Annotated in this window: 23 protein-coding genes and 1 pseudogene; 13 read left to right on the top strand and 11 right to left on the bottom strand. The window is 36.4% G+C overall.

Translation table 11 applies throughout. The features are described 5' to 3' along the window. Nucleotides 1-80: 80 nt before the first annotated feature. Together A3GQ_RS24690 and A3GQ_RS0116870 are read left to right on the top strand one after the other, a co-directional pair. Nucleotides 81-462 (top strand): annotated as a pseudogene (locus A3GQ_RS24690) (amino acid ABC transporter permease); the annotation flags it as partial. Further along, nucleotides 455-1,177 (top strand): amino acid ABC transporter ATP-binding protein, encoded by a 723-nt coding sequence (locus tag A3GQ_RS0116870; RefSeq protein ID WP_028778072.1) that lies wholly within the window; start codon nucleotides 455-457, stop codon nucleotides 1,175-1,177. The pseudogene A3GQ_RS24690 and the gene A3GQ_RS0116870, both read left to right, overlap by 8 nt. A 39-nt stretch (nucleotides 1,178-1,216) precedes the next feature. On the opposite strand, the gene A3GQ_RS24685 is transcribed toward A3GQ_RS0116870, so the two are convergent. Both A3GQ_RS24685 and A3GQ_RS0116860 read right to left on the bottom strand, forming a co-directional pair. Continuing rightward, the gene (locus tag A3GQ_RS24685) at nucleotides 1,217-1,684 is read right to left on the bottom strand and encodes a hypothetical protein (protein ID WP_037465290.1); all 468 of its coding nucleotides are present in this window, start codon (nucleotides 1,682-1,684) and stop codon (nucleotides 1,217-1,219) included. Further along, the gene (locus A3GQ_RS0116860; protein ID WP_028778071.1) at nucleotides 1,681-2,247 is read right to left on the bottom strand and encodes an NAD(P)H-dependent oxidoreductase; all 567 of its coding nucleotides are present in this window, start codon (nucleotides 2,245-2,247) and stop codon (nucleotides 1,681-1,683) included. Before A3GQ_RS0116860 ends, A3GQ_RS24685 begins: the two co-directional genes overlap by 4 nt. A 444-nt stretch (nucleotides 2,248-2,691) precedes the next feature. Between A3GQ_RS0116860 and A3GQ_RS0116855 the strand changes: the two genes are divergently transcribed. From A3GQ_RS0116855 to A3GQ_RS0116820, 8 genes are all read left to right on the top strand, one after another. Then, nucleotides 2,692-3,153 carry a DUF2269 family protein gene (locus A3GQ_RS0116855; RefSeq protein WP_028778070.1) on the top strand — a complete coding sequence of 154 codons (462 nt, stop codon included), beginning with the start codon at nucleotides 2,692-2,694 and terminating at the stop codon, nucleotides 3,151-3,153. Between the two features lie 444 nt (nucleotides 3,154-3,597). Continuing rightward, a complete protein-coding gene (locus A3GQ_RS0116850; RefSeq protein ID WP_028778069.1) occupies nucleotides 3,598-4,347 on the top strand; it encodes a metal ABC transporter ATP-binding protein in 750 nt (249 codons plus the stop codon). Then, on the top strand, nucleotides 4,344-5,201 hold the full coding sequence (locus A3GQ_RS0116845; protein ID WP_028778068.1) for a metal ABC transporter permease: 858 nt from the start codon (nucleotides 4,344-4,346) through the stop codon (nucleotides 5,199-5,201). Before A3GQ_RS0116850 ends, A3GQ_RS0116845 begins: the two co-directional genes overlap by 4 nt. Before the next feature lie 49 nt (nucleotides 5,202-5,250). Continuing rightward, nucleotides 5,251-6,147 (top strand): metal ABC transporter substrate-binding protein, encoded by an 897-nt coding sequence (locus A3GQ_RS0116840; protein ID WP_425423387.1) that lies wholly within the window; start codon nucleotides 5,251-5,253, stop codon nucleotides 6,145-6,147. Between the two features lie 186 nt (nucleotides 6,148-6,333). Next, nucleotides 6,334-7,296, top strand: coding sequence for a VOC family protein (locus tag A3GQ_RS0116835; RefSeq protein ID WP_028778066.1), 963 nt, complete (start codon nucleotides 6,334-6,336; stop codon nucleotides 7,294-7,296). 514 nt (nucleotides 7,297-7,810) lie between these two features. Continuing rightward, nucleotides 7,811-9,109, top strand: coding sequence for an amidohydrolase (locus A3GQ_RS0116830; protein ID WP_028778065.1), 1,299 nt, complete (start codon nucleotides 7,811-7,813; stop codon nucleotides 9,107-9,109). Nucleotides 9,110-9,231: 122 nt separating this feature from the next. Continuing rightward, nucleotides 9,232-11,244, top strand: a complete 2,013-nt coding sequence (locus A3GQ_RS0116825) for a magnesium transporter CorA family protein (RefSeq protein WP_028778064.1) — start codon at nucleotides 9,232-9,234, stop codon at nucleotides 11,242-11,244. 173 nt (nucleotides 11,245-11,417) lie between these two features. Then, nucleotides 11,418-11,636: a hypothetical protein gene (locus A3GQ_RS0116820; RefSeq protein ID WP_028778063.1), complete on the top strand. Its 219-nt coding sequence runs from the start codon at nucleotides 11,418-11,420 to the stop codon at nucleotides 11,634-11,636. A 206-nt stretch (nucleotides 11,637-11,842) separates the two neighbouring features. Here A3GQ_RS0116820 and A3GQ_RS0116815 read toward each other — a convergent pair whose 3' ends face one another. Continuing rightward, nucleotides 11,843-12,388 (bottom strand): DinB family protein, encoded by a 546-nt coding sequence (locus tag A3GQ_RS0116815; protein WP_028778062.1) that lies wholly within the window; start codon nucleotides 12,386-12,388, stop codon nucleotides 11,843-11,845. A 519-nt stretch (nucleotides 12,389-12,907) separates the two neighbouring features. On the opposite strand from A3GQ_RS0116815, the gene A3GQ_RS24680 reads away from it, so the two are divergent. After that, nucleotides 12,908-13,471 carry a DUF2179 domain-containing protein gene (locus tag A3GQ_RS24680; protein ID WP_051271952.1) on the top strand — a complete coding sequence of 188 codons (564 nt, stop codon included), beginning with the start codon at nucleotides 12,908-12,910 and terminating at the stop codon, nucleotides 13,469-13,471. Nucleotides 13,472-13,839: 368 nt separating this feature from the next. Here the strand turns inward: A3GQ_RS24680 and A3GQ_RS0116805 are convergent, their stop codons facing one another. The 6 genes from A3GQ_RS0116805 to A3GQ_RS25790 form a co-directional block, all read right to left on the bottom strand. Further along, nucleotides 13,840-14,865, bottom strand: a complete 1,026-nt coding sequence (locus tag A3GQ_RS0116805) for a DUF4097 family beta strand repeat-containing protein (RefSeq protein ID WP_028778061.1) — start codon at nucleotides 14,863-14,865, stop codon at nucleotides 13,840-13,842. A gap of 184 nt (nucleotides 14,866-15,049) precedes the next feature. Next, on the bottom strand, nucleotides 15,050-15,898 hold the full coding sequence (locus tag A3GQ_RS0116800; RefSeq protein WP_028778060.1) for a hypothetical protein: 849 nt from the start codon (nucleotides 15,896-15,898) through the stop codon (nucleotides 15,050-15,052). A gap of 235 nt (nucleotides 15,899-16,133) precedes the next feature. Next, nucleotides 16,134-16,550, bottom strand: coding sequence for a hypothetical protein (locus tag A3GQ_RS0116795; protein ID WP_028778059.1), 417 nt, complete (start codon nucleotides 16,548-16,550; stop codon nucleotides 16,134-16,136). A 214-nt stretch (nucleotides 16,551-16,764) separates the two neighbouring features. Continuing rightward, nucleotides 16,765-17,589 carry a DUF4309 domain-containing protein gene (locus tag A3GQ_RS0116790; RefSeq protein WP_028778058.1) on the bottom strand — a complete coding sequence of 275 codons (825 nt, stop codon included), beginning with the start codon at nucleotides 17,587-17,589 and terminating at the stop codon, nucleotides 16,765-16,767. Nucleotides 17,590-17,764: 175 nt separating this feature from the next. Beyond that, a complete protein-coding gene (locus A3GQ_RS0116785) occupies nucleotides 17,765-18,592 on the bottom strand; it encodes a hypothetical protein (protein ID WP_028778057.1) in 828 nt (275 codons plus the stop codon). A 151-nt stretch (nucleotides 18,593-18,743) separates the two neighbouring features. Beyond that, nucleotides 18,744-20,165 carry a serine/threonine-protein kinase gene (locus tag A3GQ_RS25790; RefSeq protein WP_051271950.1) on the bottom strand — a complete coding sequence of 474 codons (1,422 nt, stop codon included), beginning with the start codon at nucleotides 20,163-20,165 and terminating at the stop codon, nucleotides 18,744-18,746. A gap of 56 nt (nucleotides 20,166-20,221) precedes the next feature. Between A3GQ_RS25790 and A3GQ_RS0116775 the strand changes: the two genes are divergently transcribed. Next, complete coding sequence (locus A3GQ_RS0116775; protein WP_028778056.1) at nucleotides 20,222-21,349, top strand: tetratricopeptide repeat protein; 1,128 nt, start codon at nucleotides 20,222-20,224, stop codon at nucleotides 21,347-21,349. 17 nt (nucleotides 21,350-21,366) lie between these two features. Beyond that, on the top strand, nucleotides 21,367-21,903 hold the full coding sequence (locus tag A3GQ_RS0116770) for an SgrR family transcriptional regulator (protein ID WP_028778055.1): 537 nt from the start codon (nucleotides 21,367-21,369) through the stop codon (nucleotides 21,901-21,903). A gap of 39 nt (nucleotides 21,904-21,942) precedes the next feature. On the opposite strand, the gene hisC is transcribed toward A3GQ_RS0116770, so the two are convergent. Beyond that, nucleotides 21,943-23,025, bottom strand: coding sequence for a histidinol-phosphate transaminase (hisC, locus tag A3GQ_RS0116765; protein ID WP_342665010.1), 1,083 nt, complete (start codon nucleotides 23,023-23,025; stop codon nucleotides 21,943-21,945). Nucleotides 23,026-23,259: 234 nt separating this feature from the next. Continuing rightward, nucleotides 23,260-23,667, bottom strand: coding sequence for a hypothetical protein (locus tag A3GQ_RS27765; protein ID WP_051271947.1), 408 nt, complete (start codon nucleotides 23,665-23,667; stop codon nucleotides 23,260-23,262).

Genomic DNA, 23,667 nt, shown 5'->3' with positions numbered 1-23,667 from the left:
TTGGGCAAAGGGATCGTTTGTCTTGCAAAAGGGTTCGTTCATCTGTGGGAATCGCCTTTTGATATAAACAAACTAGACAAATCACCTTTACTTTAAATTCGTGCAGCCTATATATCAGAAACCATTCGTGCTGGGATTGAAGCAGTAGATCGAGGACAAAGAGAAGCAGCAATGGCTTTGGGAATTCCGTATCATAAAATGATGATAGATATCATTTTACCTCAAGCTTTCAAAAACATTTTACCTGCCTTAGTGAATGAAAGCATAGCACTTTTAAAAGACTCCGCCTTGGTTTCTACTATTGGTGCTACAGATCTACTCCGCCGAGCAAATATTGTAGCATCGGAAAAATATGTTTATTTTGAACCGCTATTATTCGCAGGACTTATTTATTATGGAATGATCATGTCTTTAACATGGTTAGCTCGTAAGCTTGAGAGGAGGTTGCGACGTAGTGATTAAAATACAAAATGTATCCAAGTCATTTGGAGAAGTAAAAGTATTAACAGATGTTTCGCTAACTATTTCATCTGGAGAAGTATGCGCCATTATAGGTCCATCTGGATCAGGTAAATCTACTCTCCTCTGGTGTTTAAATTTATTAGAAAAACCTGATTCGGGTATCATTTACATTCAAGACCAAGAAGTAACCTCAGAAAATGTAAATATTTTACAAATAAGACAAAATATCGGGATGGTATTTCAACACTTTCATCTTTTTCCACATATGACTGTGCTGCAAAATATGATTTATGCACCCGTGAAAGTAAAAAATATCCCGAAAAAAGTAGCAAATTCTAAAGCATTTGAGCTCCTCGAACGAGTAGATCTAGCTGATAAAGCGGATACTTATCCATCACGACTATCTGGTGGACAACAACAACGTGTAGCAATTGCCAGATCACTGGCGATGAAACCAGCCATCCTATTATTTGACGAACCAACTTCTGCTCTTGATCCTGAAATGGTAAAAGAGGTTCTAGAAGTTATACGCAGCCTAGCGCATACTGGCATCACCATGGTCATCGTGACCCATGAAATGGGATTCGCCAGAGAAGCAGCTGACCGGATCTGTTTTCTAGATAAAGGCAAATTAACAGAAAACCTGCCACCAAGCGAGTTTTTCTCCAATCCAAGAACACAACGCGCACGACAATTTTTAGAAAAAATGCTGTAAAAAAGACGCCAGAGGCACTGACCTTGACGTCTTTTATTTTTATTTCTCTCTTTTCTGCATCGCTTTTAATGCATTACGATAATCAGAATCAGAGATTTGTGTTTTCTTTTTTGCTAATTCAGGTTTCTTTGCTTGAAATTTCTTTAGTGCCTCACGATAGCTACTATCTTCAATCTTAAATGGCTTTGTATCCTGATCGTCTTTCACAACCGACTCTTCTTTTTCTATTAAATCAACTTCTTCATCAATAGAAGTATTTGTTTCTGATATTCTCTGTTCTTCTGATATCTTTTCTTCTTCTGCTACCTCTTCTGCTACTTTTTGTATCGTAGATTCACCAGCATCTTGCTCTTCTTTTATGGTTTCCAGTATGGACTCCTGTTTTTCTGTATGCTCTTTTACTGATGCAATCTCTTTCCGACGACTAGATTGAGCACGAACATTGACTACAACAAGAAGAATTAAAAGGATTACAGCAATAGCAAAACAGATAATAGATATAATCATGAGCCAATACTTCCTTCCGTAGACTCATTTTCTACAAATTGTTTTGTCACTTCTGCGATTCTTTTTCCAAGCGCCCGACCTAAAGCGGTATCATTTGCTGTTAAAGTGGATACCACACCTGGAGTATCTTCGACAGGGCAAGTTATGCCCACACCATAATAGGAGCCATAGAGTGCGTTTTCTGGAACATCAGCAGGAAGTCCTACTACGATCATACCTTGATGTAACATGGGAGTAATCAGATTAAGCAATGTAGCTTCTAAACCACCATGCTGTGTAGCCGTAGTACAAAAAACTCCACCTATTTTATTAATCAACTTACCTTCCGCCCACAAATAACCTAATTTATCGATCCACGTTTTTAAACCTGCACTGATGGTGCCAAAATGACCCGGGCATCCCCATATAATGGCATCCATATCGACCATTTGATAAACATCAGCATCATTTACATGTTGAATATGTACTTCTGCACCTTCTACATTACTCGCACCTTGTGCAACAGCTTTAGCCAACGATTCGGTATGTCCACCTTCACTATCATAAACAACATATATCTTCATTAAGCTTCCTCCTGATATAACAACGATCTCTTTTTATAGCGTGTCAATCCTCATGATATCTCATACTATCTATTACCTACAAATCAACTGAATCCCTGTATGATTATATCAAATAAATCATTAGATTATCGAAGGAAAAAAAGAAACGTTTTGAATGAATATAGCCCTATTAAATATCTCTTTTCCTTCTACCTATCTACACTTTTTGTCTCTATTCCTAATTGAGCCAAAGTAATACCCAGAAAAAAATAAACCATTTACAAACCGATGGTCTGTATGTATAATTTTAATATACCCTCATTCCTTATCGTATAGATTGAATAAAGAACCAGATAGAAAGGGATGAACAAATTGTGTTACGGCTTACCAAAATAAAGTTATCTTCATCCTACTCATCCCTTTGTAATGAAACCAACAACATTTTAAAAAAAGGATGTGAGTAAAATGACAGGATGGTTATTCCTTCATTTAACAGGTGCTCTGCTGTCCATTGGTAATTTTATTGTCACTGCTTTTTGGAAAATACGAGCCGATAGGAAAAAAAATCCAACTATCATACACAATACGGTTAAAAATGTTATGCTTGCAGATTATGTTTTCACCCTCCCTGGTACCATTCTCATCTTAGTATCCGGATTAGTTATGGCAGTAAAAGCTCACTTACCCATGTCAGGATTCAATTGGTTAACTCTATCTCTTATCTTATTTGGTATTACTGGTGCGTTATGGCTCTTCCTTCTCATTCCTTTACAAAGAAAAATGATTCAAATCAGTGCACAATTAATAGAGAATAATCAAGTAGAAGCAGAATATAAGCGCGTTTCGTTCTTTTGGGCGGTCTTTGGTATCATTGCAACCGTTTTGCCCATTGGAATTATGTTTATTATGCTTTCAAAACCATGGTAGAGGCATTTAAAACAAATCATTTCTGGAATGAAAACCAAATGACCAATGTTTAAATAGGAATAAGAATATTGCATAACTCTATGATCTAAATCTATATTTGTGAAAGCGGATATAACACAAACCAACTGCCTGTATATTTTTTTCTTAACTAATATGGACATGAATATAATTCGCAATTGAATTTATCAAATTCCCATAACGACATGCTCCATCTCGCGAAACAAGCCAATAAACCAACCAAAAAACGGTTGGTTTATTGCTTTAAGAAAACATACAACTCCTGAAACCGATGAGCAGGTTTTAGTTTACAAAACCGTGAAATATTAATATAATTTGATTGAAGAAAAAATTTTTCCCTTGGCAAACTATTATATTTTTTTGTTATCAAGTTGCGCTCGTCCAATTTTTTTTACTAAAGAAAAAAAGAGAGGAGATACGAAACAAATGGCAAACGCTGTGGATGTAAGTAATTTGTATGTATCTTTTCAAGGTAAACAAGTCGTACAGGACGTTTCTTTTGATCTTCAAAAAGGGAGAATGTTAGGTATTATTGGGCCCAATGGAGCTGGAAAATCAACTCTTTTAAAAGCTATTTTGGGATTGATACCAAATGATAGTGGAAAGATCCGTATACTCGATTCTTCTATTCAAAGTACAAGAAAATTTATCGCTTATGTCCCACAACGAAATGATATTGATTGGGATTTTCCTATTACCGTGTTAGATGTTGTATTGATTGGTACTTATCCTTCCTTAGGTTTGATAAAAAAACCAAATAAAAAACATCGTGATTGGGCACTGACGTGCTTAACAAAAGTAGGAATGGAAGAGTACAAAAATCGTCAAATTGGAGAACTGTCTGGAGGACAACAACAGCGAGTTTTCTTAGCCAGAGCATTAGCCCAAAGAGCAGACATTTTCTTTCTAGATGAACCATTTGTAGGAATCGATGTAACAAGCGAAGGAATGATCATTCAAATCCTAAAAGAATTATGTTATGAAGGAAAAACGATTGCTGTTGTCCACCATGACCTCGGTAAGGCTGAATCCTATTTTGATGATCTACTTTTACTGAATAAAAATGTGATTCACTATGGACATGCAGCAGAGGTTCTTGATCCTTCTATTCTTTCCAAAGCGTATGTTCATCATCGTGTTTTCTTGAATAGACCGAAGGAGGTACCTGTCTCATGAAACTACTAGATTTCATCAACGCCCTTACACGCTATGATTTTTTACAAAAAGCACTGTTTACCTCTATCATGGTTGGAGTGATTTGTGGAGTGATCGGATGTTTTATCATTCTACGAGGAATGGCATTAATGGGAGATGCCATCTCTCATGCTGTGCTTCCAGGCGTAGCTGTTTCGTATATGCTTGGCATCAATTTCTTTATCGGAGCCGTTGTAACAGGGGTTCTAACGGCAATCGGAATTGGATTTATCAGTCAAAACAGCCGTATTAAACATGATATGGCGATTGGCATTATGTTTACTTCTGTGTTTGCAGTTGGAATCATTCTTATTACTTTTATGAAAAGTAGTGCGGATTTGTATCATATCTTATTTGGAAATGTACTATCTGTCAGAACTTCTGATATGTGGCTGACAATGATCATTGGAGCTATCATCATTGCCCTTGTTTATCTGTTTTATAAAGAATTACTCGTTTCTACTTTTGACCCTACCATGGCACAAGCTTATGGATTACAAGTGAAATGGATTCATTACTGCTTAATGATCTTGTTAACCATGGTGACCGTTGCATCCCTGCAAACAGTAGGCATCGTTTTGGTTGTAGCCATGTTAATTACACCAGCAGCAACTGCTTATCTGTTAACCAATCGATTGTGGATCATGCTCTACTTATCAGCAGGAATAGGAGCTTTTTCATCTCTAGTCGGACTATACTTTAGTTTTTCTTACAATCTCGCTTCTGGTGCAACCATTGTCATTGTAGCAGCATTTTTATTCACACTTGCTTTTCTATTCTCTCCATCACAAGGATTACTTTGGAGAACTCTAAAAAGAAAGACAAGTATCACTTAAACGAGGAGGGAACGGAATGAAACGAAATCAAATCTTATATGCTTTTCTCATGCTATGTTTGTTTTTCGTAACAGCATGCACAAATTCTGCAGATGACAACAACCAAGGCAAATTAAAAATAGTGACCACTTACTCGATCATTTATGATATAGCAAAACAAATTGGGGGCGACAAAGTAACCATTCACAGTATGGTTCCCATTGGTGCAAATCCGCATGAATATGATCCTTTACCAAAAGACGTAATGGAAATGTCAGACGCTCATGTCATTTTTTACAACGGGCTAAACTTGGAAGAAGGAAACTCTTGGTTTAAAAAACTATTGCAAACAGCGGGGAAAGACGGGAAGGATGCACCAGTTTATAAAGTAAGCCAAGGTGTACAGCCAATCTATTTGGAAACAAAGGGCCTAGAGAAAGAACCTGATCCCCATGCTTGGATGAATATTGCAAATGGCATCAAGTATGCGGAGAACATCAAAAATGCACTCATCAAAGAAGATCCAAAAAACAAAGCTATCTATACCGCGAATGCAACAAAGTATATAGCAGAACTTCAAAAACTCCACGATGGAACCCATCGTCGAATTCAACAATTGCCGGAAAATAAACGATTTTTGATATCCAGCGAAGGAGCTTTTAAATACTTCGGGAAAGCGTATGGTATCAGAACAGGATACATTTGGGAAATCAACTCCGAAAATCAAGGGACTCCTGATCAAATCCGGCACGTAGTGAATTTGATTGCTACAAATAGTATTCCAGCGCTATTTGTAGAAACAAGCGTAGATAGACGCAGCATGGAAACCGTATCCAAAGAAACAAAAGTTCCTATTGTCGGAACGATTTTCACTGATTCGCTTGGCGGTCCTGGTAAAGATGGAGACACTTATCTGGAAATGATGAAATGGAACATTGATACTATCGTGAATGGATTACAAAAGTAACAAACACAAAAAAAGAAAGCTACTATCCATGGAGTGGCTTTCTTTTACGAGATAGATGAAGTGTAGAGTTTAATTCGATACCATATTTCTTATTTTCAACAATGATGGTAATTATTTAAAACAAACATCTTTAATCTTTTGTGACTATCACGAAAAAATAAAATAAATAAATGCGGAGTGAGCACAATGAGCGATAAAATCAACCATATTCATCATGTAGGTCATGTTGTTACTGATATAGGAGTTGCTCTAGAGTTGTATCGCAAACTTGGTTTCATATGTCCTAACCCATCTTATCCAACAATGGCTGAAAAAGAAGGCGAGATCCCCAAACCATTTGGTGCAGCAAATACACATGCTACATTTCTTCATAATTTTATCGAGATTGTAACGATAGTGGATAAGGAAAAACAAATTCCTCCCCATGCGAACCTTATACCTCTCCACGCTCCACCAACTGTACTTCCTCGCATTCTTGAAAATATTCGTCGAACTGTTTCCAAAATTTCTAAATGCTTATCACGTTATGAAGGAACACATATCCTGTGCTTTTGTACACCTGATGCAGAAGCATCTGCTGCCCAACTCAATCAAGATGGCGTCAAACATAGTGGTGTGAATTCCACTCAACGCCCTGTAGAAACTATGAACGGAAAGCAGCTGGTTCCTTTACATTACATAGAAATGGATGGAGAATATGTTCCCGAAGGTCGATTGGCCATTGCTGAAAATCCACCATTACATATTTTGAAGTCACAATCCCATATGAATCATCCGAATGGAGCGATTGAGCTTGTGGAAGTTGTCCTTTGCGTCGCAGATGCTGAGCTTGATGATTTCACCAAACGCTATCGGCGCTATTTAGGTCTAGATGCACAAACGAAGGGTATCAAACGTATTTTTGATCTTAATGGTGCACACATAACAATTGTTCCTGAGTCTGGTCTAAACATTATTTTGCCAGGTGAAACGGCACCATCTTTACCAGGGTTTGTCGGATATGCAGTTGCGGTGCATGATATCTTGGCTACACGAAAATATATGGAAGGAAATGGGTTACCAGTAGTAGAAACGGAGGAGGGAGATATTTTCGTGCCAGCTTCCGCGTTGCTTGGTACTGCTGTCATATTTAAACAAAATAGAGGGTAAAAGTTATCTAAAATAAATTTTCAAAACTCACACACTCTACTAGATGTAAGCAGGGGACCACCGTAACATGCCCCTGTTCACTCAGAAAATCAAATTCATTCTTATTATCTATTGCAACATATCTCGATGTAACCATATTCTGTGCGAAGCATTTAGGACATTTCCAATTTCACACGAACTTTAACTTACTGCTGTCATCCCAATTGCAAAGAATTTTCACTTACTGAATCCAAACAGGTTGGATTCTTAGTGCATTTTTTCTAAGTTATGCTATTATGCAATTGGTTGGTGGATATTTGCAGATCAATTTGATCTCGTAACATCTTGATTGTCTTTGTTATTATGTAGTCTTTATTTACTCTATTAACAGGTATGGCATGGTCTCTTATGTCTTTAATCATTTGGATTTGGTGAAGGAAGTTTTCCTTCTGCGCTTGGCTTTTTCATCAAACCAGACCAAACACTAAAAGATTTAGCAAAAACGTATACTTTGAATGAATAGAAGGGTGACTCTATGCATCTACAAAAACACATCAATCAATTAGCTCCTAAATGGACTTCTATTCGTCGTGATCTCCATCGTCATCCAGAGGCTGGATGGACCGAATATCGAACTTCCGCTATTATTGCAGATTACTTACAACAGTTGGGTTGTTATGAAGTTCATGTCGGACCTACTGTTTGTAAGTCTTCGGCTCGTATGGGAGTTCCTTCATTAGAAGAACTAGCCCTTTGCGAACAAAGGGCCATAACCGAAGGCGCAAATCCTCGATGGATAGAAAAAATGGTTGGCGGTTATACAGGAGTAGTCGGTGTTTTAAAAACAAATAGACCTGGGCCAACAATCGCCATGCGCTTTGATATTGACTGTATCGAATTAACGGAAAGTAATTCTTCTGATCATCGGGCATTTCAAGAAAACTTTGCATCCACACATCCCGGCTTGATGCATGGTTGTGGGCATGATGGTCATACAACGATTGGTCTTGGAGTTGCTGAGATACTCGCTCACTATCAGACAGAGCTATCTGGAGAAGTTCGTCTCCTTTTCCAACCTGCTGAAGAAGGATGTCGAGGAGCAAAAGCGGTGGTTGAAGCAGGTTGGTTAGATCAAGTGGATCAATTATTTTGCGCGCATCTTTTCCCAAATGATAACTTTCAAGTAGCGGGTGCTATTCATGGCTTTCTTGCTACTACCAAAATAGATGCAACCTTTCATGGAAAAGCATCGCACGCAGGGGCAACACCTGAGCTAGGTAAAAATGCTCTACTAGCAGCAGCTACTGCTACTGTTCAGCTCAACACAATCCCTCGCCATAGTGGTGGAGCATCTCGTATCAATGTGGGTACCCTTATCGCAGAATCAGGTCGAAATGTCATTGCAGATGAAGCGACAATGAAATTGGAGACACGAGGAGAGACAACAGAAATAAATCATTATATGCGAGAGCAAGCAGTGAACATCTTACATGCATCCGCTCAAATGTATGATGTCACTTGCAATTGGCGATTGGCCGGTGAAGGAGATCATGGCACATCTAGTCGCGATCTCATTCCATTAATCGGAGAAAAAGTAGATCAAATAAAACAAAAGGTAACTTTTATTCCAGAAATGACGATCCGCGCAGGATCAGAAGATGCAATATATATGTTAAATAAAGTTCAAGAACAAGGAGGGCAAGCTGTCTATATGGGCATCTCTGGACCACCTCCTGCCCCTACTGCTCCACATCAAAAAAACTACGATTTCCATGAAGATTTAATAGCCATTGGAGTAGAGTTATTTTCCCGCATTGCTCTTTCGACCGAATGAAAACATGCCCGATCATGATGATTTATTCATCATTTACCGGGCTTTTTTGTTATTTGAAAACATATCCCCTTTTGATACAATTATTTTATAAGTAAAAATTTTTATATAAAGGGTGTGGACCATTGCAACTTATCGATTGTTTGCAACAACTGTATAATGAGTTGCAGGATGTTACCATTCAATACAAGCCCAACAAAATCCCAAAGAATGATAACGAAGTATTCTTTGGCAACGAACTATTTTCTTATTATCAAAATAAACTCATTTGTCATTTTCAGAACGACGGATTTGAATCTACAACAGAGATGTTATATCACTTAGAAGAATTACATCTACTACACAATAAGCCTTTTCAGGAATACTCTTTTTTCTTTGAGGACTTATCTTTAGATGCTTGTTTAACTTTTATTATGTTTTATTGCCGACATCACGGAGTAGACAGAAAAGATTTTCCATTCGAGTGGATTGACTATACGATCCGTTGGGAACTCGATGATGTAAAAACAACAGGAAAACCATTTGAGTCTTGGGGATGCCTGCACAGCGCTTTAGCACATTCGTTTTTTCTCCTCGAAGAGCAAATCAGTGAGGATGGAAAAATGTTTACGATCATAGACGAATCTCACGTCACGGAAGGTCTTCAGGCTTGTATCTATTTAGCAATCTCCCTCATGATGGATCAAGTACTTCCTTACGAAATACCGAATTCCAATCACATTGAAGAATACAATCGTGCCTTGCTATATTTGAAAAAGGAATATCAAAAATACGAACTAAGTATTAAACAAGCAACCATCACCCAGTTAGAACTTCCTATCAAAAACTCCACAAAAACCATTCTAGTAGATGCCTTCATCACAACCGAAAATACCTATATTGGTTTACTCAAATCATTTCTCATTCATGATAAAGAACGAACATGGCTCGAATCTGGATTTCAGTTCTTTGCTATTTATCGTCCAGAGTTAAATGGCACAGGCAGAGATATCGTCATCCAAGTCGCACAAGGACAAAATGTTCATCTAAAAGATTTATGGATCAAATTAGAAGCATTAGAAAACAAACGTTGGGGTGGTACACGACCTGTCGATTGTAAATGGCATGACCAAAACGGGAAATTTCAAACCATAACGGCTCCAAAATGCAAACAGCATGTAAAAGAGCACACCAAAGTAAAATGGTCTGATGTGGTTGATATCATTTGGGAACTGTACAATCCAGCAAAAACCATCATGGTGAACCCCTTTTTATCGGATGGTACAATCGGAGCATCTTGTCGAATATATGAATGTAAACCGATCTGGAGCAAGGAAAAACATCTATCCGCAGCCAAATGGAATTCCCTTGGGCAACAACAAGTCCTAGTCACGTCTCCCACAATGCAGCGCTATTTAGCCAATTGTGCATCCCAGTTTCAAGATGGAGTCATACCACCCATTTATCCATTGCCACCTGAAAGCTCTTTTGATTTTCTTGAGACACCATTTGGTTATGCGATTGTTCACGAACATGGGGTTTTTTTATTAGATGATTGGAATACAGAACCATTAGACCTCACTATCTATCAAAAAGAAGTACAAAACGTCGTAGAACAAGTTGAACTATTTCAAATGGTGCATGAAGATTGCACTCAAATGATGTCGAAAGTACTCCAATGGCTCGCTCACAAACAAACATTATCGAATCGTAAATTGTTAGAAATTAATCATTGGATTAGTTCCAATAAGATAAAAATTCGTTACACCATCTTGACAACCATGTTTTCTTCTTCTGATTACCACTTACAACTATTCCGCGAAACACTTGAAAAACGGTGGACCCTACAATCTAGGCTACAAGAATTATATGAGTCTATTTCCGAACTCGAACAAATCTTTGAAAACCATACCAATCTAAAAACAAACCGCTTGGTTGTACTCATTACTATCTTCGGATTTCCTGCTGTATTGTTTAGTGGTTTATTGGAATTGATATTTGAAAATGTTCCAAGTTACAAGTGGTTAGGAGTACATTGGACAGGCTTGTTGCTTTTTATCGTATTTTCACTGCTAGGAATGGGAGCATTAATATCTTACTTAAAATTTAGCCCTGATCCGAATAAAAAAAGAGAAAAAAATAAATCCTTCTTTTTCTAGTGGACAATATTTCTAGTACTAGCAGAACAAAGTCACAAAAAAATTACATTGTTACTTGCTGGACAAGACCCTAGTGTTTTAATCCACTCACTCATATGATGATGAATGCTGATGGATTCTATCAAATTGCAAACAAAGGAAAACAAATAGCAGATAAACACTTTTCCGGGTGATTGGTTGTCTGTTATGAAGGTGGTTACAGCTCCGCTTATGTTCCTTTCTATACCTTAAGAGTTATCGAAGCACTCAATGAACTGCAAAGCAAAGTAACCGAAGTTCCTTTCCAGCTTGGTGTAGAATCTTTACCAACAAATGTTTTATTGAATCACAAAAAAGTAATGGAAGAACATGTAAAACAGTTGCACCGTGAATATTGGACTTTGCCTTCCTAACTTACTTAAAGAGCCTGTTCAGGCTCTTTATCCGATTATCCCTACTTCGCTCTGTTATAAAATAATCGCATCAAAAAATGCTTGATCCTATATTTCATGGACCAAGCATTTTTCTTTTTATCCTGTAACCCATTAGAAAAGTCCAAAATCCCATAATAAAAGTAAATGAAAAGCGTACTTTCAAAGATGATTGTGCTTTGTGCTGATCATTTTTGTTGAGAGGCATAAAGGAACCGACAATAACCGATTTCCGCAGCATTCTTCATCAGTTCAAGATTTAGCCATGCTACTAGCTCATGAAACGGTTTATCGATAAAAGGCCATCTTGTTCGTTCACTAGAAAGAAATTCATTCTCTGACAACTCAGACAAAGCAATTTCCCATTCATTGCGCAAATGAATTATTCTTTCTTTTGTTTCTTTTATGTTCCCAGTACAACTAACATCCTTACGGGCTAACGTTTTATTTCCAAAAGAATGGTCAAGAACCATGGACCACCAAAAAGTGATATGCCATGTTAACCAAGCAATACTCGCTGGTCCAATATCGTATGCTTCTGATTCTGGCCAATCTGCACACCAAACTTCTGATTCATTAAAAACATGAAGCCCCTTTGAGCTTGGCCGCCAAAGATACTCCTTGTCTTCAAGATCAGTAAGGTGAATTTCGAGCATTTGCCACGAAATTGAAAATTGGAAATGTAGTGTATTCCGGATGTTGCCAGTTAAATTTTGAATATTTTTATCGTTCATGATTACTCTCCATTTGGTGTAGAATCGACCACTGCATAACAAACAAATAGTAATATTATTTGTTTATTGTCCATACATTCGATAAATAGAAAATGAATAAATGAAGACTCAACCAATTATTCGAATCTTTGATGTAAGGTAAACAATCCTTATGAGTACCATGATATAAATGGAAAAAACAAATATGTAACCATAGGAATGGACTTGAGAACTTCAGGTCTAACTCAAGTCATTTGTTATAAACAAAATCTCCTCCACTTTCCCATCCGTTTTCTCCAAACAACAAAGTTTATGATATTGCAGTTATCCATAAAATAATTCAATAGTGAAATCAAAAAAACTTTGCGAAAACCTATTGCGAAACATGAATCACCAGATATATAATCTTCTCGTCTAAATGAATGATTCCTTACGAAATGAGGAGATATCTGTTATTTTTTGCACTCATATCATCTTATACGGACGGATATGCCTCTAAAAGGATCAAGACAGCATTTTATTAGAAAAGAAGGATGACCTATGATCACTACATTGCTGCTCATTGTTGTTTTGCAACTCGTTTATGTATCCATGTTAACCGTACGAACAATCTTGACGATTAAAGGATATCAATTTATGGCAGCCTTGCTCAGCGCTGTGGATGTATTAGTCTATGTGATTGGATTTAAAATTGTATTGGACAATTTGGATCAACCTATTAATTTGATCGTTTACTGTGTCAGTTATGGAGTTGGACTATTTTTAGGAATGAAATTAGAGGAAAAACTAGCATTAGGGTATTTAAGTATTTCTGTAATCACAAAAAAAGAAAATGTACATCTTGTTCAACAATTAAGAGAAGCAGGATATGGGGTTACAGCATGGTTTGGAGAAGGTATGGAAGGAGAAAGACTAATCTTATCTATTACTGCCCATCGGAAACAACAAAGCAAACTATCCAAACAAATCTCTGAACTAGATCCAAGTGCTTTTATGGTAGCTTATGAACCAAAACACTTTCAGGGCGGATTCTCTTTCCAGCCATTTCGCAGAGCTTCTAATACGTTAACTCTATCCAGAAAGAAAAAGGCAGTTCAAATGTAAAAAAGTACAGCTCCTATCAATTAGGAGCTGTACTTTTTTATTTCTGTTTCATAATGTTTTTTTATCAATGATTAACTTTGTATGATGAGTTTGAAACTCAATGTTGCTAGTTTGCCCTGATTATATCACCGAGAACTTCTAGATACCTTTCCATCCACGCAGCAATGCTTCTTTTCTACTATAGTATGTTACTGGTAGTTTCGTTTGATTCTTTAATTGTTGGGAAACTTTTGCGATGACCTGTCCTTTGGTTAATGGTTTGACTACGACTTTTTTCTGGTTCTTGCGAACAAGCCGTCAAACCCGGCAACAATACGAGTAAACGGCTATCGTTGAAAAGAAGCTTTTGTATCGTATATTAGTCTCCTCTATTTTTTTAAGATAACATTGATATTTCCTTTCTGAGTACCAATAAGTAAATTAGCACCGAGTCCTCTGCCGATTGTACCTTTGATATATCGCTTTCCAAAGTAATCATCATCTTTATCTGTTATTTTTTTAATCGGAAGATTGTTTTTCATATTTCCACTTTCACTTGTTAGAGCAAGATAAAGGTCTGTTGGAACCATCCCAAATTGGAATGTAACATTTCCTCCTTTTGTTGTAATCTCATTGCTCGCAGGTAAAGGAGAAGTTTGATCTACATGTATATCCCCAGACTTTGTATTCAAATTTATCATCCCGCCATGGATACCACTCAGGCTCATGTCACCGTCTTGCGTTTCCCCTTTCAGATTTCCACCTTGATAATCTTGAAGAGATACGTTTCCACTAAATGATGTGAGTGTCATGAACCCTGCTTTTACGTTTTTGAGCTGGATGTTCCCCTCACGTGAATCAACATGAATTTGATCGGCCGATAAATTGGCAAGTTTGGAAGACCCAGCCCACGTGGTTATCTTGATCTCATTCCCTTGCAGTGGCATATCTGCCGTTAAATCACCACCACTTGTACTTATTTTAATGGAATCATATACTTTGCTAGGAATAGAAACATCTAAGCTGATTTTCGCAGGTAACCCCTTCTGGTCATCCTCTTCTTCCTCGTTTTTCCCAGTCTCTAGGGCATCATTCACTTTATAAACGACATCTAAATACAACTCTTTCCCTTGCTTCGTCCATCTCAATTCTACATTGTCTTGCTTTGGTATTTTCCCGCTTAATTTTGCTTGCATTTGATCATTCTTGCTCTTATGTAGATACAAATCAGCGTCTAAACTATTTATTTCAATCACATTCGCTGATGTACTATCCATATCTTTCAACTGATTTACCGTTTTTCGATCGTCTTTGGGTTGAGGTACGGAAGCGTTTATACGGTAATATACGATAGCAATAATACCAATAACGATAATAAAAAATAAAAGCAGAACAACTTTAAGATTTTTATTCAACACAACGCCTCCTATTTAATAAATCCCATTTTTTTAAATTAATACTATACATTTTGACATAGTTATATATATCGGTCTACTCAAATAGGTTTTCGATCCATTTTCTTTATATCTAATGAATATTTCCATGTTTACTCATAAAAAAGAACCCAGTTAGGAATGACTGGATTATTTCTACAAAGAACTAATAAATATTAAAATGTAGACTAATTTCATCTATTTTAGATTTGTCATCAAACCATATTGTGAGTGTATGTATACCTAGGTTATATTCCAGAAAACTTGCTTCTGGATTACCCTGCTTCTTCGAATCACCAAAGACTTTTTGAATCTCATCTAAGTTACTAGACAATTGGTCAAGATTTTGAACAGAGAGAAAACCTACTGTTTTGTTGTCATGTGACTCAATCCAAAGATTTTTACTTTTATACTCTAGAATACCTTCTCCACTAGATGGGTCAGGGTCCCCCAAGTATGTCAGGATATCTTCTTTCGCAGCTCCCAAATAAGCTATGGAATTGAACAAAAACCCACCTTGAGCATTTACTTTTAAAGTCTCCCAATTCATCTTTTTAGACTTTTCTTCATATCCCTCTAACGGTACATTATCCAACGCCTTATAATCCATTTCATATACTTTGTCCAACGTAATGGATTGACCATTGACAATACCTGTAAAACTTGTATATATATTATATTTACCGCCATCGCATTCTACTTCATCGGAACCAACAAGGATAGAAGGACCTTTATTCTTGTGTACATACTCTTTTCCACATGTTGTTGTCGTCCATGTTCCTTTGCCTGATTTTGCATTTGCCAAATACATTTGTAATTCAAAACCATCTTCATAATGCTTGTAGATATCTACTTTCATTTGAATTGGATCTCCCTCTTTATTTTCTTGATTATTTGAGGTTGTAGAAGTAGTTAAGTTAGGTTGTTTCTTATCTGCAAATAAATTGATCGTACATCCACTCATCATAAAAGCAAATAAAACTAATAGTAGTAAAATATAAATTCTTTTTTTCATTGTTTCATACTCCCTTTTTCAAACTGCTTATTCTTATTATAAAATGTACCAGAAAAACATAAAGAGTAAACAGAATATACTTGTTTTCCCCTTTTCCCAATCAAAAAAAAGAATCCAGTACAAGCTAACTGGATTCTTCATAGTGCTATTCACTTGGAGAAATTTCCATTCGATCGCGGAATACTTACGCTAGTGTTCATATTTTTCGATTATTTTTAATTTTTAGATAAAAATATTATCTTTCTACTTTCATTTTATTAAACTCTTCTTTGGTCACAACGTAAACTTTATCGACCGTAACTTTCTTTCCATCTGCAATCCCAGTAAAGTTCACATTTAAATCAATATCATTTTCTTTATTTGGTTTATCTGTTCCACCCAAGTCTCCAAAACCGTATCCAACAATAGTTGAAGCACCTTTATCTTTTAACACTTGTACCTTGTCGTAATATTTTACTGTCCATGTACCCTTTGCCGTTTTTACATTTGAGAGTTGAACTTTAAAATCAATACCATCTTCATACTTTTTATCAATCTTTGCTTGAATTTGTTGCCCACTCGTATTTTCTGATGATGTTCCATTACTCGTACATCCTGTTGTCATCCCTATCAATAATATAATTGCAAATAGAAAAAATAATACTTTCTTCATGGTTAACACTCCCTTTTATCGATATCCCTATTATAAAAAGTAAGAAATACAAAAAAAAGGGAAAACAATAGGTTCTAATTTTCCCCTTTTTTAAAATTTGGAGAAAACAGAAATCTTCCTATAGATTACACTTCAAAATCATCCCAATTTACTTTAACAACTTTAAATGGACTAAAAAATAAAACCCAGCTTTGATAGGCTGGATCTTTGATCTTTATTTTGCACTTACCTCTATTCTGCTAATTCTCGATTCTACATTGCTCCAAGCAACGACAACTGTACTTTTTTCTAACTGGTATTTACTATAATACGTACCAGCTGCCCCATCTGACTCTACTGGTTGACCAAATGCCTTCTCTATCTCCTCCATGCTGACATCAATAGGAGAATCTTTAGTATTGCGGAATGTAACATTCACTAATGTCCCATTCGCATCAAAGCTAAAAGTAATATGTTCATAATCGAGTGCTGTCCCGTCATCGGATGTGGAAGTTGGTTCTCCCCAAAATTTAATAACTTCTTCCTTGGTAGCACCAAAAGTTACAGCATTATTTAGCTCACCGGATTGAGAAAAGTTTCGTATGTCATCCCAAACCGTAGGCTGTTCTCTTTCTAGAGGAACTTTATCCAGCTCTTCTTCTGTCAATACATACACTTTGTCTACTGTGATTTTTTTCCCATTTGCTTCTCCTGTAAAGTTAATATAAACATCTTCATAATTTGCATCTTCTGTACAGTCACTATATCCAAATCCAGTAATAATCGTGTTTCCTTTATCCTTTTGTATGTCTTCTAATCCACAATATTTCACAGTCCATGTTCCCTTTGCGGAGTCCGCATGTGACAATTGAACCTTTAAATCAAAACCATCTTCATAATGTTTATCAATGGTTACTTCTATTTTTTCTGCTTTTTTCTCTGAGTTTGAATCTGAACCTTGAGTTAACGTTAATTCTTTCCCGTCCAAATTAATGGTACATCCTGTCATTACTACAGCAAAAATAATCAAAGTTAGAAAAGAAACTATAATTTTTCTCATCTGTGAAACACTCCTTAATCGATAATGTTGAATAAAGTCCATAACGTTTTCCTTCATTTCATACTTTTAGTATAAGGCGTTTTAAAAAAAGAAAAAGGGTAAACGAATCCGATTAAATTTCCGCTTTTCTTACCACAAAAAAACCTCAATCTATCATGACTGAGGTTTAAAAAGACTACTTTTTTTCCACATTTACTCGAACCAACTGAGATTGTTTATTGCTCCATGTAAATGTAACTCTCCGATCCGATAATTCATACACACTATCATAAAATTCACCATCACCATCAGTTTGGATTGGATTGCCAAATACTCGGATAATATCATCTTTGTCATTATTAGGTGTTTTGATTGGATTGTCTTTTGTGCTTTTCATTGTAATTTGCTCTACTTTATTTTGGCTGAATAGAAATTCCACATCATCGTAACCAAAAAAATCTGGGTTTTCAGCTTTTTCTGGTTCCCCAAAAAAATCAATAATATCTTGTTTGGATGAACCTATATGAACAGATGCTCCATATAAATATCCGGTTCTGATAAAAGTTTGCAGCATGATCCAAGGTGAATCTGGATTTTGACGCTCCAATGGTATATTTTCTAACAGCTTATCATCCCACACATACACCTTATCTACTGTTACCTTTTTCCCATTTTCTGAACCTGTAAAGTTGATATACATTGTATCATCACTTTGATCATTTTCATCTGGTGTAATACAATCTGGTATCCCGTAAATGACGATTGGCCCTTTGCTAGCTTGGACTTCTTCTTGATCACACATTCGGATTGTCCAAGTCCCCTTTGCATTTGGGACATGATCCAGTTGCATTTTTAACTCTACTCCATCTTCGTATTGTTTATAAATAGATACTTTAATACTAACAGGCTTTGCAATCGCAACATCATTTGACTCTTTTGATATTCCATTAATATGGACAGTACATCCTGTTGCAATGGCCCCAAAAATGAGAATAAAAAATATGGATAAGATCGATTTTTTCACTATTCACACTCCCTATTTTTAATATTTTGTTATCATATTCCATTTTAAATGGTTTTCTTGTATGAGAAAAGGTAAACTATTATTGCAATTTTTCCTCTTTTACATAAAAAAGGATCATTTGGTAAAAGCCCAAATCATCCAAAGTTATCTTTTATGAAGAAGATGGTGGTGCAGTTCCCCATTGTTGCAACAAACTTTCTTCTGCAATCATATATGATTCGGATTTATCCGAATCATTTTTCCAATAAATCTCGATTTTTGCAATCCCTTTGAGTGGAATCATTTCTTCTGGAATCGATACGCGAAAACGGACAGGAGTGAGTGTTTTTTCCGTTGAGCGCTTGTACGTCACCGTTTGTTTGGAAATAACACGGCGAGAGTTAAACGTATCTACTATATAAATATTGTAGTAAAATTTCGCAGAAGGCAAATCCCCTGCATCTAAACTCACCTCATATTCACCATCTTGCCCTGTTACTTTACGATTGTGAAAAATACGGCTTTTCTTGTTCTTTTTCGGTAATTCCCTCCACCATTTATAGTTGCCGTTTTGCTCTTTTTTGTTTATCACTAGGTCTTTTGGTATAGGATTGTTTGTTGGTTGATCGATTGGATTTTCTTTAGTCACACTGTAATAAATCACTAACATACCAACCAAACATGCAATCACAAAAGGAACATATACCTTTGGATGAACAAAAAAGTTACGTTGCGGTTTCTGCAACATAGTAGTAATTTTTTTGGGGCTCCCCCTTTTTATGATCTGTTCCAAAGATAATTTCATCTCTCTTGCAGTTTGAAATCGTTGAGTGGGGTCTTTTTCCAACGCTTTGAAAATAACCCGCTGTAAAGCGGAGCTTATTTTGCTATGATGATTGTTCAATTTCGGTACTGGTGCATTCATATGTTTGATGGCGATAGCTACAAAACTTTCTTCATCAAAAGGAACCTTTCCACTAACCATTTCATACATAACAATGCCTAGTGAATAAATATCGGAAGAAGGTTGAACCTTTTGAGCAGAGGCTTGTTCTGGTGAAAAATAATGAACAGACCCCATCACCATACCTGTTACTGTCATTTGTGTACCATCTACAAATTTCGAGATTCCAAAATCTACAATTTTGTACACTCCAGAAGCGGTACATAAAATATTGTGTGGCTTGATATCTCGATGAATAACACCGTTATCGTGTGCATGAGCCAATCCATCACATATTTGAGTAGTAATCGTAATCACTTGTTCTTCAGTTAGTTGTGGATTTTCCTTCAAGATTTGATCAAGCGATGGACCATCCACATATTCCATCACAATAAAATGCGTATCATCTTGATGTACAATATCATGAATATGTACGATATTGGGATGATTGAGACTGCTGACGATTTTTGCTTCACGTATAAAACGATCTACTCCTTCATCTGCTTCCATCTGTTTATCATGGATTACTTTTATTGCTACATTTCTTTCTAGCTTTGTATCCCAAGCTAAATATACAGTAGCCATTCCACCTTGACCTAATTGCTTGATCAGGTCATATCGGCCGATTAGTCTTTGTCCACCATTTAGCACCGTTTTCTTACTCCTTTAAAATTCATTAATGAATGCGAAATTTGGTAGCAGGTGATATGATAAAAGTAGTCTTACTCCTGCTCTTTCACACTTATTATAAAGGAAAGGGTGAAAAATTGAACCTCATACAATCGAATAAAGAAGTACTTCGTATCCTCCTAGCCGCTGAAAAGAAAATGGAACGCAACAAATTCCAAGAAGCTTTTGAATCTATTCAGGATTTTTCGGATTCTGTTATAAATGAATGGTCTTCCACTGAGCAAGGTATTTATTTCTGGATATGTGGAAGATCGGAAGACTACAACCATCATTCAAAGGAAGCTATTTCCTGCTATATCAAAAGCGTAGATGCACTCCAATCTGATTCCGATAAAAATTTACTCATCCGTAGCATGATTGCTTTGAGTAAAACGTTTTCCAAAACGGGAGAAGATGAAAAAGCTCTACATCTTTTAAAAAATGCTTATGAAATAGCCATCTATGAAAACGTTCCAACCTATACACAAATAACGATACTCTTTCAACTTGGCGTTCATCATGGAAAACTAGGAGAAATACACTCTGCAATCTACTTCTTAAACCAAGCGCTGAAGTATAGCGAAGAACTTGGTATCCAATATAAACCTGGTCAAATTTATATGTCTTTAGGTATTTGTTACATGCAATTAGACCGATTTGAAGAGTCGAAAAAGAGCTTGGATAATGCAGTTCTGGCTTTCCAATTATCGAAAGACACAGAAAATCTAGCTGGGACTTATATGAATTTAGGAATTCTTTATGGTTATCATCAAATCTTTGACCAAGCTGCGATTCATCTTCAAAAAGCGATTGATATCTATCATGAGCTTGGCCAGATCCCAGCAAAACTTCAGTGTAAAATCAAGTTAGCTTCTTATTTGTATCAAGATGGGGAATGGGAAGATGCTGCCTCTTATTGCAAAAGTATCTTATTAGAAGATAGCAAAAATCATTCCCTTCACTTCCTTGCATATGAATTATTAAGTGACATGGAACAAGCCAAAAACCAAAATAAGACAGCACTACACTACATCGAGAAGGCATTAGCACTATCCGAAATATCCACTTCTCAGCAAAATCGTTTATTAACCAAGAAAGCTCAACTTTTAATGAAACAAGGAGAATGGAAAAAAGCAATGGAGATTTATGCACAGTTTTCAACATAGAGGAGGTGTTAGTCACAATGAATACAATCGAATATTATATCGAGCTTCGTTTTGCTTTCCATACAATCACAGATCGAACTTCCTTTCCAGTCACAACAACCGAAATTTCAGAAATACTCCACTGCACCATGCGTAATGCTAGAATATTATTGAAAAAAATGCACAAAGAAGGATATATCGATTGGCAGTCTGGAAAAGGAAGAGGGAATCAATCCCATCTCACTTTTCAACTACCTTTATCCTCCGTCATCATTCTTCATTTTCAAAGTCTTATGCAGCAAAATAACATGGAAGAAGCTTTGAAATTTCTCGACCGTAAAGAAATCCCGATGGATATCAAAAAGAAATGCTACAACCAATTACGACCTCATTTTGGATTGCAGCTACCAAACATCACTCAACCCGAAGAACAGGAGCTTCCTATCATCAACAAGAAGATGACCTTAAATCATGTTGTCCGTCAAATTCATAACCGCACATCTTCATGGATGGTAGGCAAAAAATTGACCAGACAGACGAAATTTCAATGGCCAACGAAAGATTCAGATTTTTGATATGAAACAAATAGAAAAGCTTGTCGATCAGACATCTCCTTATCGACAAGCTAAAAACTCAGCAAACACCTCTAAAAAGCGGTCATTTTGTTCTGATGTACCAATCGTCACACGAATATAAGTTGGATATCGCAATCGATCTCTTACTATAACACCTCGTTCAAGCATATATTGAAACACTTCTTGTGAAGGTGATCCACTATCAAACAAAATAAAATTCCCTTGTGATGGATAATACGAAATCCCCCAATTCTCCAATTGATCCCCTATCCGAATTCGTTCTTGATCGTTCATCTTTCTCCAATAAGCCACAAATTCTTGATCTTCTAATGCAGCAATTGCTGCCATTTGAGCATATCGACTAGTATTAAAAGATGGTCTAACCCGATGCAATTCAGCAATGATCGTCACATCAGCCATTGCATAACCCATTCTCATCGCAGCCAATCCGTATATTTTGGAGAAAGTACGTAACACAATTAATTGCGGAAAAAGAGAGACCAAAGAAGCTGAGTTGGGCGCATTCTCATCTACCACATATTCCATATAGGCTTCGTCCAAAACAACCAATATATTATCGGGAATTTTCTGTAAAAAGGAAATCAATGTGTCTTGATCAATAAGCGCTCCTGTTGGATTGTTTGGATTACATATCCATATGATCTTCGTTTTATCTGTAATAGCACCTAACATTGCATCTAGATCATAGGAACCGTTTAAGAGAGGAACAAAAATGGGAATAGCACCTTCAATTTTAATCTCTGATTGATAGATGGAATACGTAAAATCTACAAGAATGGATTCATCACCATGCTCTAAAAATGTACGACAGATCATCTGAATGATCTCACTAGAACCATTACCAAATATAAATTTTTCAGGCTCCACATCAAAATGTTTTGCAAGTTTCCCTCTTAAGAGAGGTGCCATCGGTTCGGGATATTGGTGAAACAACTGTAAACCTTGTAAAGCTTCTATTACCTTTGGAGAACAGCCAAATGGATTCTCATTGGAAACGAGTTTAACAGCATTCTTCCATCCATACTCCCTTTCCACTTCTTCGATTGGTTTTCCTGGTCGGTAAACTGGTAAGTTTCGTACAGTCGACTTTGATCTAATCATACTTTTATACCCTTTCCATTGGTTTGTATGATAAAATAAAATACGAAAAATATTATCATTATAATATAACAATTCTTAGATTTATAACATAATTTTTTTTATTAGATAATGGAATTCATAGATAAAAGAGAATGAGAACTTCCCAAAAATCACAAAAAAACCACTCTTAAGAGTAGTTATGTAAATCTATCCAATTGAAACAACAAGAGAATGCCACTTTTAAATACCTTATCATCATAAGGAAAACCTATATTTTCCCCATCGCAATCCCTTCCTCCTGTTTTTCAAACGCTCCTTTTTCAACTGTTCCGCTAAAACTAACATTTTGATCAGTACAGTGTCCCAATGATCAACCTGCCTTTGCAATCGTCTAATTTCCTTGTACTGGGTTGATTTTAAACGCTTTTTCTTCTTATTTTGCCATCTATTTAATTGGGTTTTGTATTGCAAGAGGGCTTGCAATTGTGATGAATAGGTTCGAATAACTGAATCTAAGGTCTGATCAGACCATACATATTGGTTTGATTGTATCTCTAGAAGCCTAGAATATATTCTTTCTGCTACCAGTACGGGACCATCTATCTCGTAGGAAAACGCTCTTATATTTTCCTTGTTTCTCGGTAACCAGTTTGATTTCTTCAT

Source organism: Shimazuella kribbensis DSM 45090 (genome assembly GCF_000428065.1).
GTDB classification, from domain to species: domain Bacteria; phylum Bacillota; class Bacilli; order Thermoactinomycetales; family Thermoactinomycetaceae; genus Shimazuella; species Shimazuella kribbensis.
Note: the sequence above shows the minus strand (reverse complement) of the source record. Positions and strands in the feature narration are given on the sequence as shown.

What these genes read in the sequence shown, in the direction of transcription:
- A3GQ_RS24685 (WP_037465290.1), bottom strand. Translation starts at nt 1,684, where the DNA reads ATGATTATATCTATTATCTGTTTTGCTATTGCTGTAATCCTTTTAATT.
- A3GQ_RS0116860 (WP_028778071.1), bottom strand. Translation starts at nt 2,247, where the DNA reads ATGAAGATATATGTTGTTTATGATAGTGAAGGTGGACATACCGAATCG.
- A3GQ_RS0116800 (WP_028778060.1), bottom strand. Translation starts at nt 15,898, where the DNA reads ATGAAAAAAAGAATTTATATTTTACTACTATTAGTTTTATTTGCTTTT.
- A3GQ_RS0116775 (WP_028778056.1), top strand. Translation starts at nt 20,222, where the DNA reads ATGATAAAAGTAGTCTTACTCCTGCTCTTTCACACTTATTATAAAGGA.
- A3GQ_RS0116830 (WP_028778065.1), top strand. Translation starts at nt 7,811, where the DNA reads ATGCATCTACAAAAACACATCAATCAATTAGCTCCTAAATGGACTTCT.
- hisC (WP_342665010.1), bottom strand. Translation starts at nt 23,025, where the DNA reads ATGATTAGATCAAAGTCGACTGTACGAAACTTACCAGTTTACCGACCA.
- A3GQ_RS0116845 (WP_028778068.1), top strand. Translation starts at nt 4,344, where the DNA reads ATGAAACTACTAGATTTCATCAACGCCCTTACACGCTATGATTTTTTA.
- A3GQ_RS0116855 (WP_028778070.1), top strand. Translation starts at nt 2,692, where the DNA reads ATGACAGGATGGTTATTCCTTCATTTAACAGGTGCTCTGCTGTCCATT.
- A3GQ_RS0116790 (WP_028778058.1), bottom strand. Translation starts at nt 17,589, where the DNA reads ATGAGAAAAATTATAGTTTCTTTTCTAACTTTGATTATTTTTGCTGTA.
- A3GQ_RS24680 (WP_051271952.1), top strand. Translation starts at nt 12,908, where the DNA reads ATGATCACTACATTGCTGCTCATTGTTGTTTTGCAACTCGTTTATGTA.
- A3GQ_RS0116795 (WP_028778059.1), bottom strand. Translation starts at nt 16,550, where the DNA reads ATGAAGAAAGTATTATTTTTTCTATTTGCAATTATATTATTGATAGGG.
- A3GQ_RS27765 (WP_051271947.1), bottom strand. Translation starts at nt 23,667, where the DNA reads ATGAAGAAATCAAACTGGTTACCGAGAAACAAGGAAAATATAAGAGCG.
- A3GQ_RS0116770 (WP_028778055.1), top strand. Translation starts at nt 21,367, where the DNA reads ATGAATACAATCGAATATTATATCGAGCTTCGTTTTGCTTTCCATACA.
- A3GQ_RS0116850 (WP_028778069.1), top strand. Translation starts at nt 3,598, where the DNA reads ATGGCAAACGCTGTGGATGTAAGTAATTTGTATGTATCTTTTCAAGGT.
- A3GQ_RS0116840 (WP_425423387.1), top strand. Translation starts at nt 5,251, where the DNA reads ATGCTATGTTTGTTTTTCGTAACAGCATGCACAAATTCTGCAGATGAC.
- A3GQ_RS0116835 (WP_028778066.1), top strand. Translation starts at nt 6,334, where the DNA reads ATGAGCGATAAAATCAACCATATTCATCATGTAGGTCATGTTGTTACT.
- A3GQ_RS0116815 (WP_028778062.1), bottom strand. Translation starts at nt 12,388, where the DNA reads ATGAACGATAAAAATATTCAAAATTTAACTGGCAACATCCGGAATACA.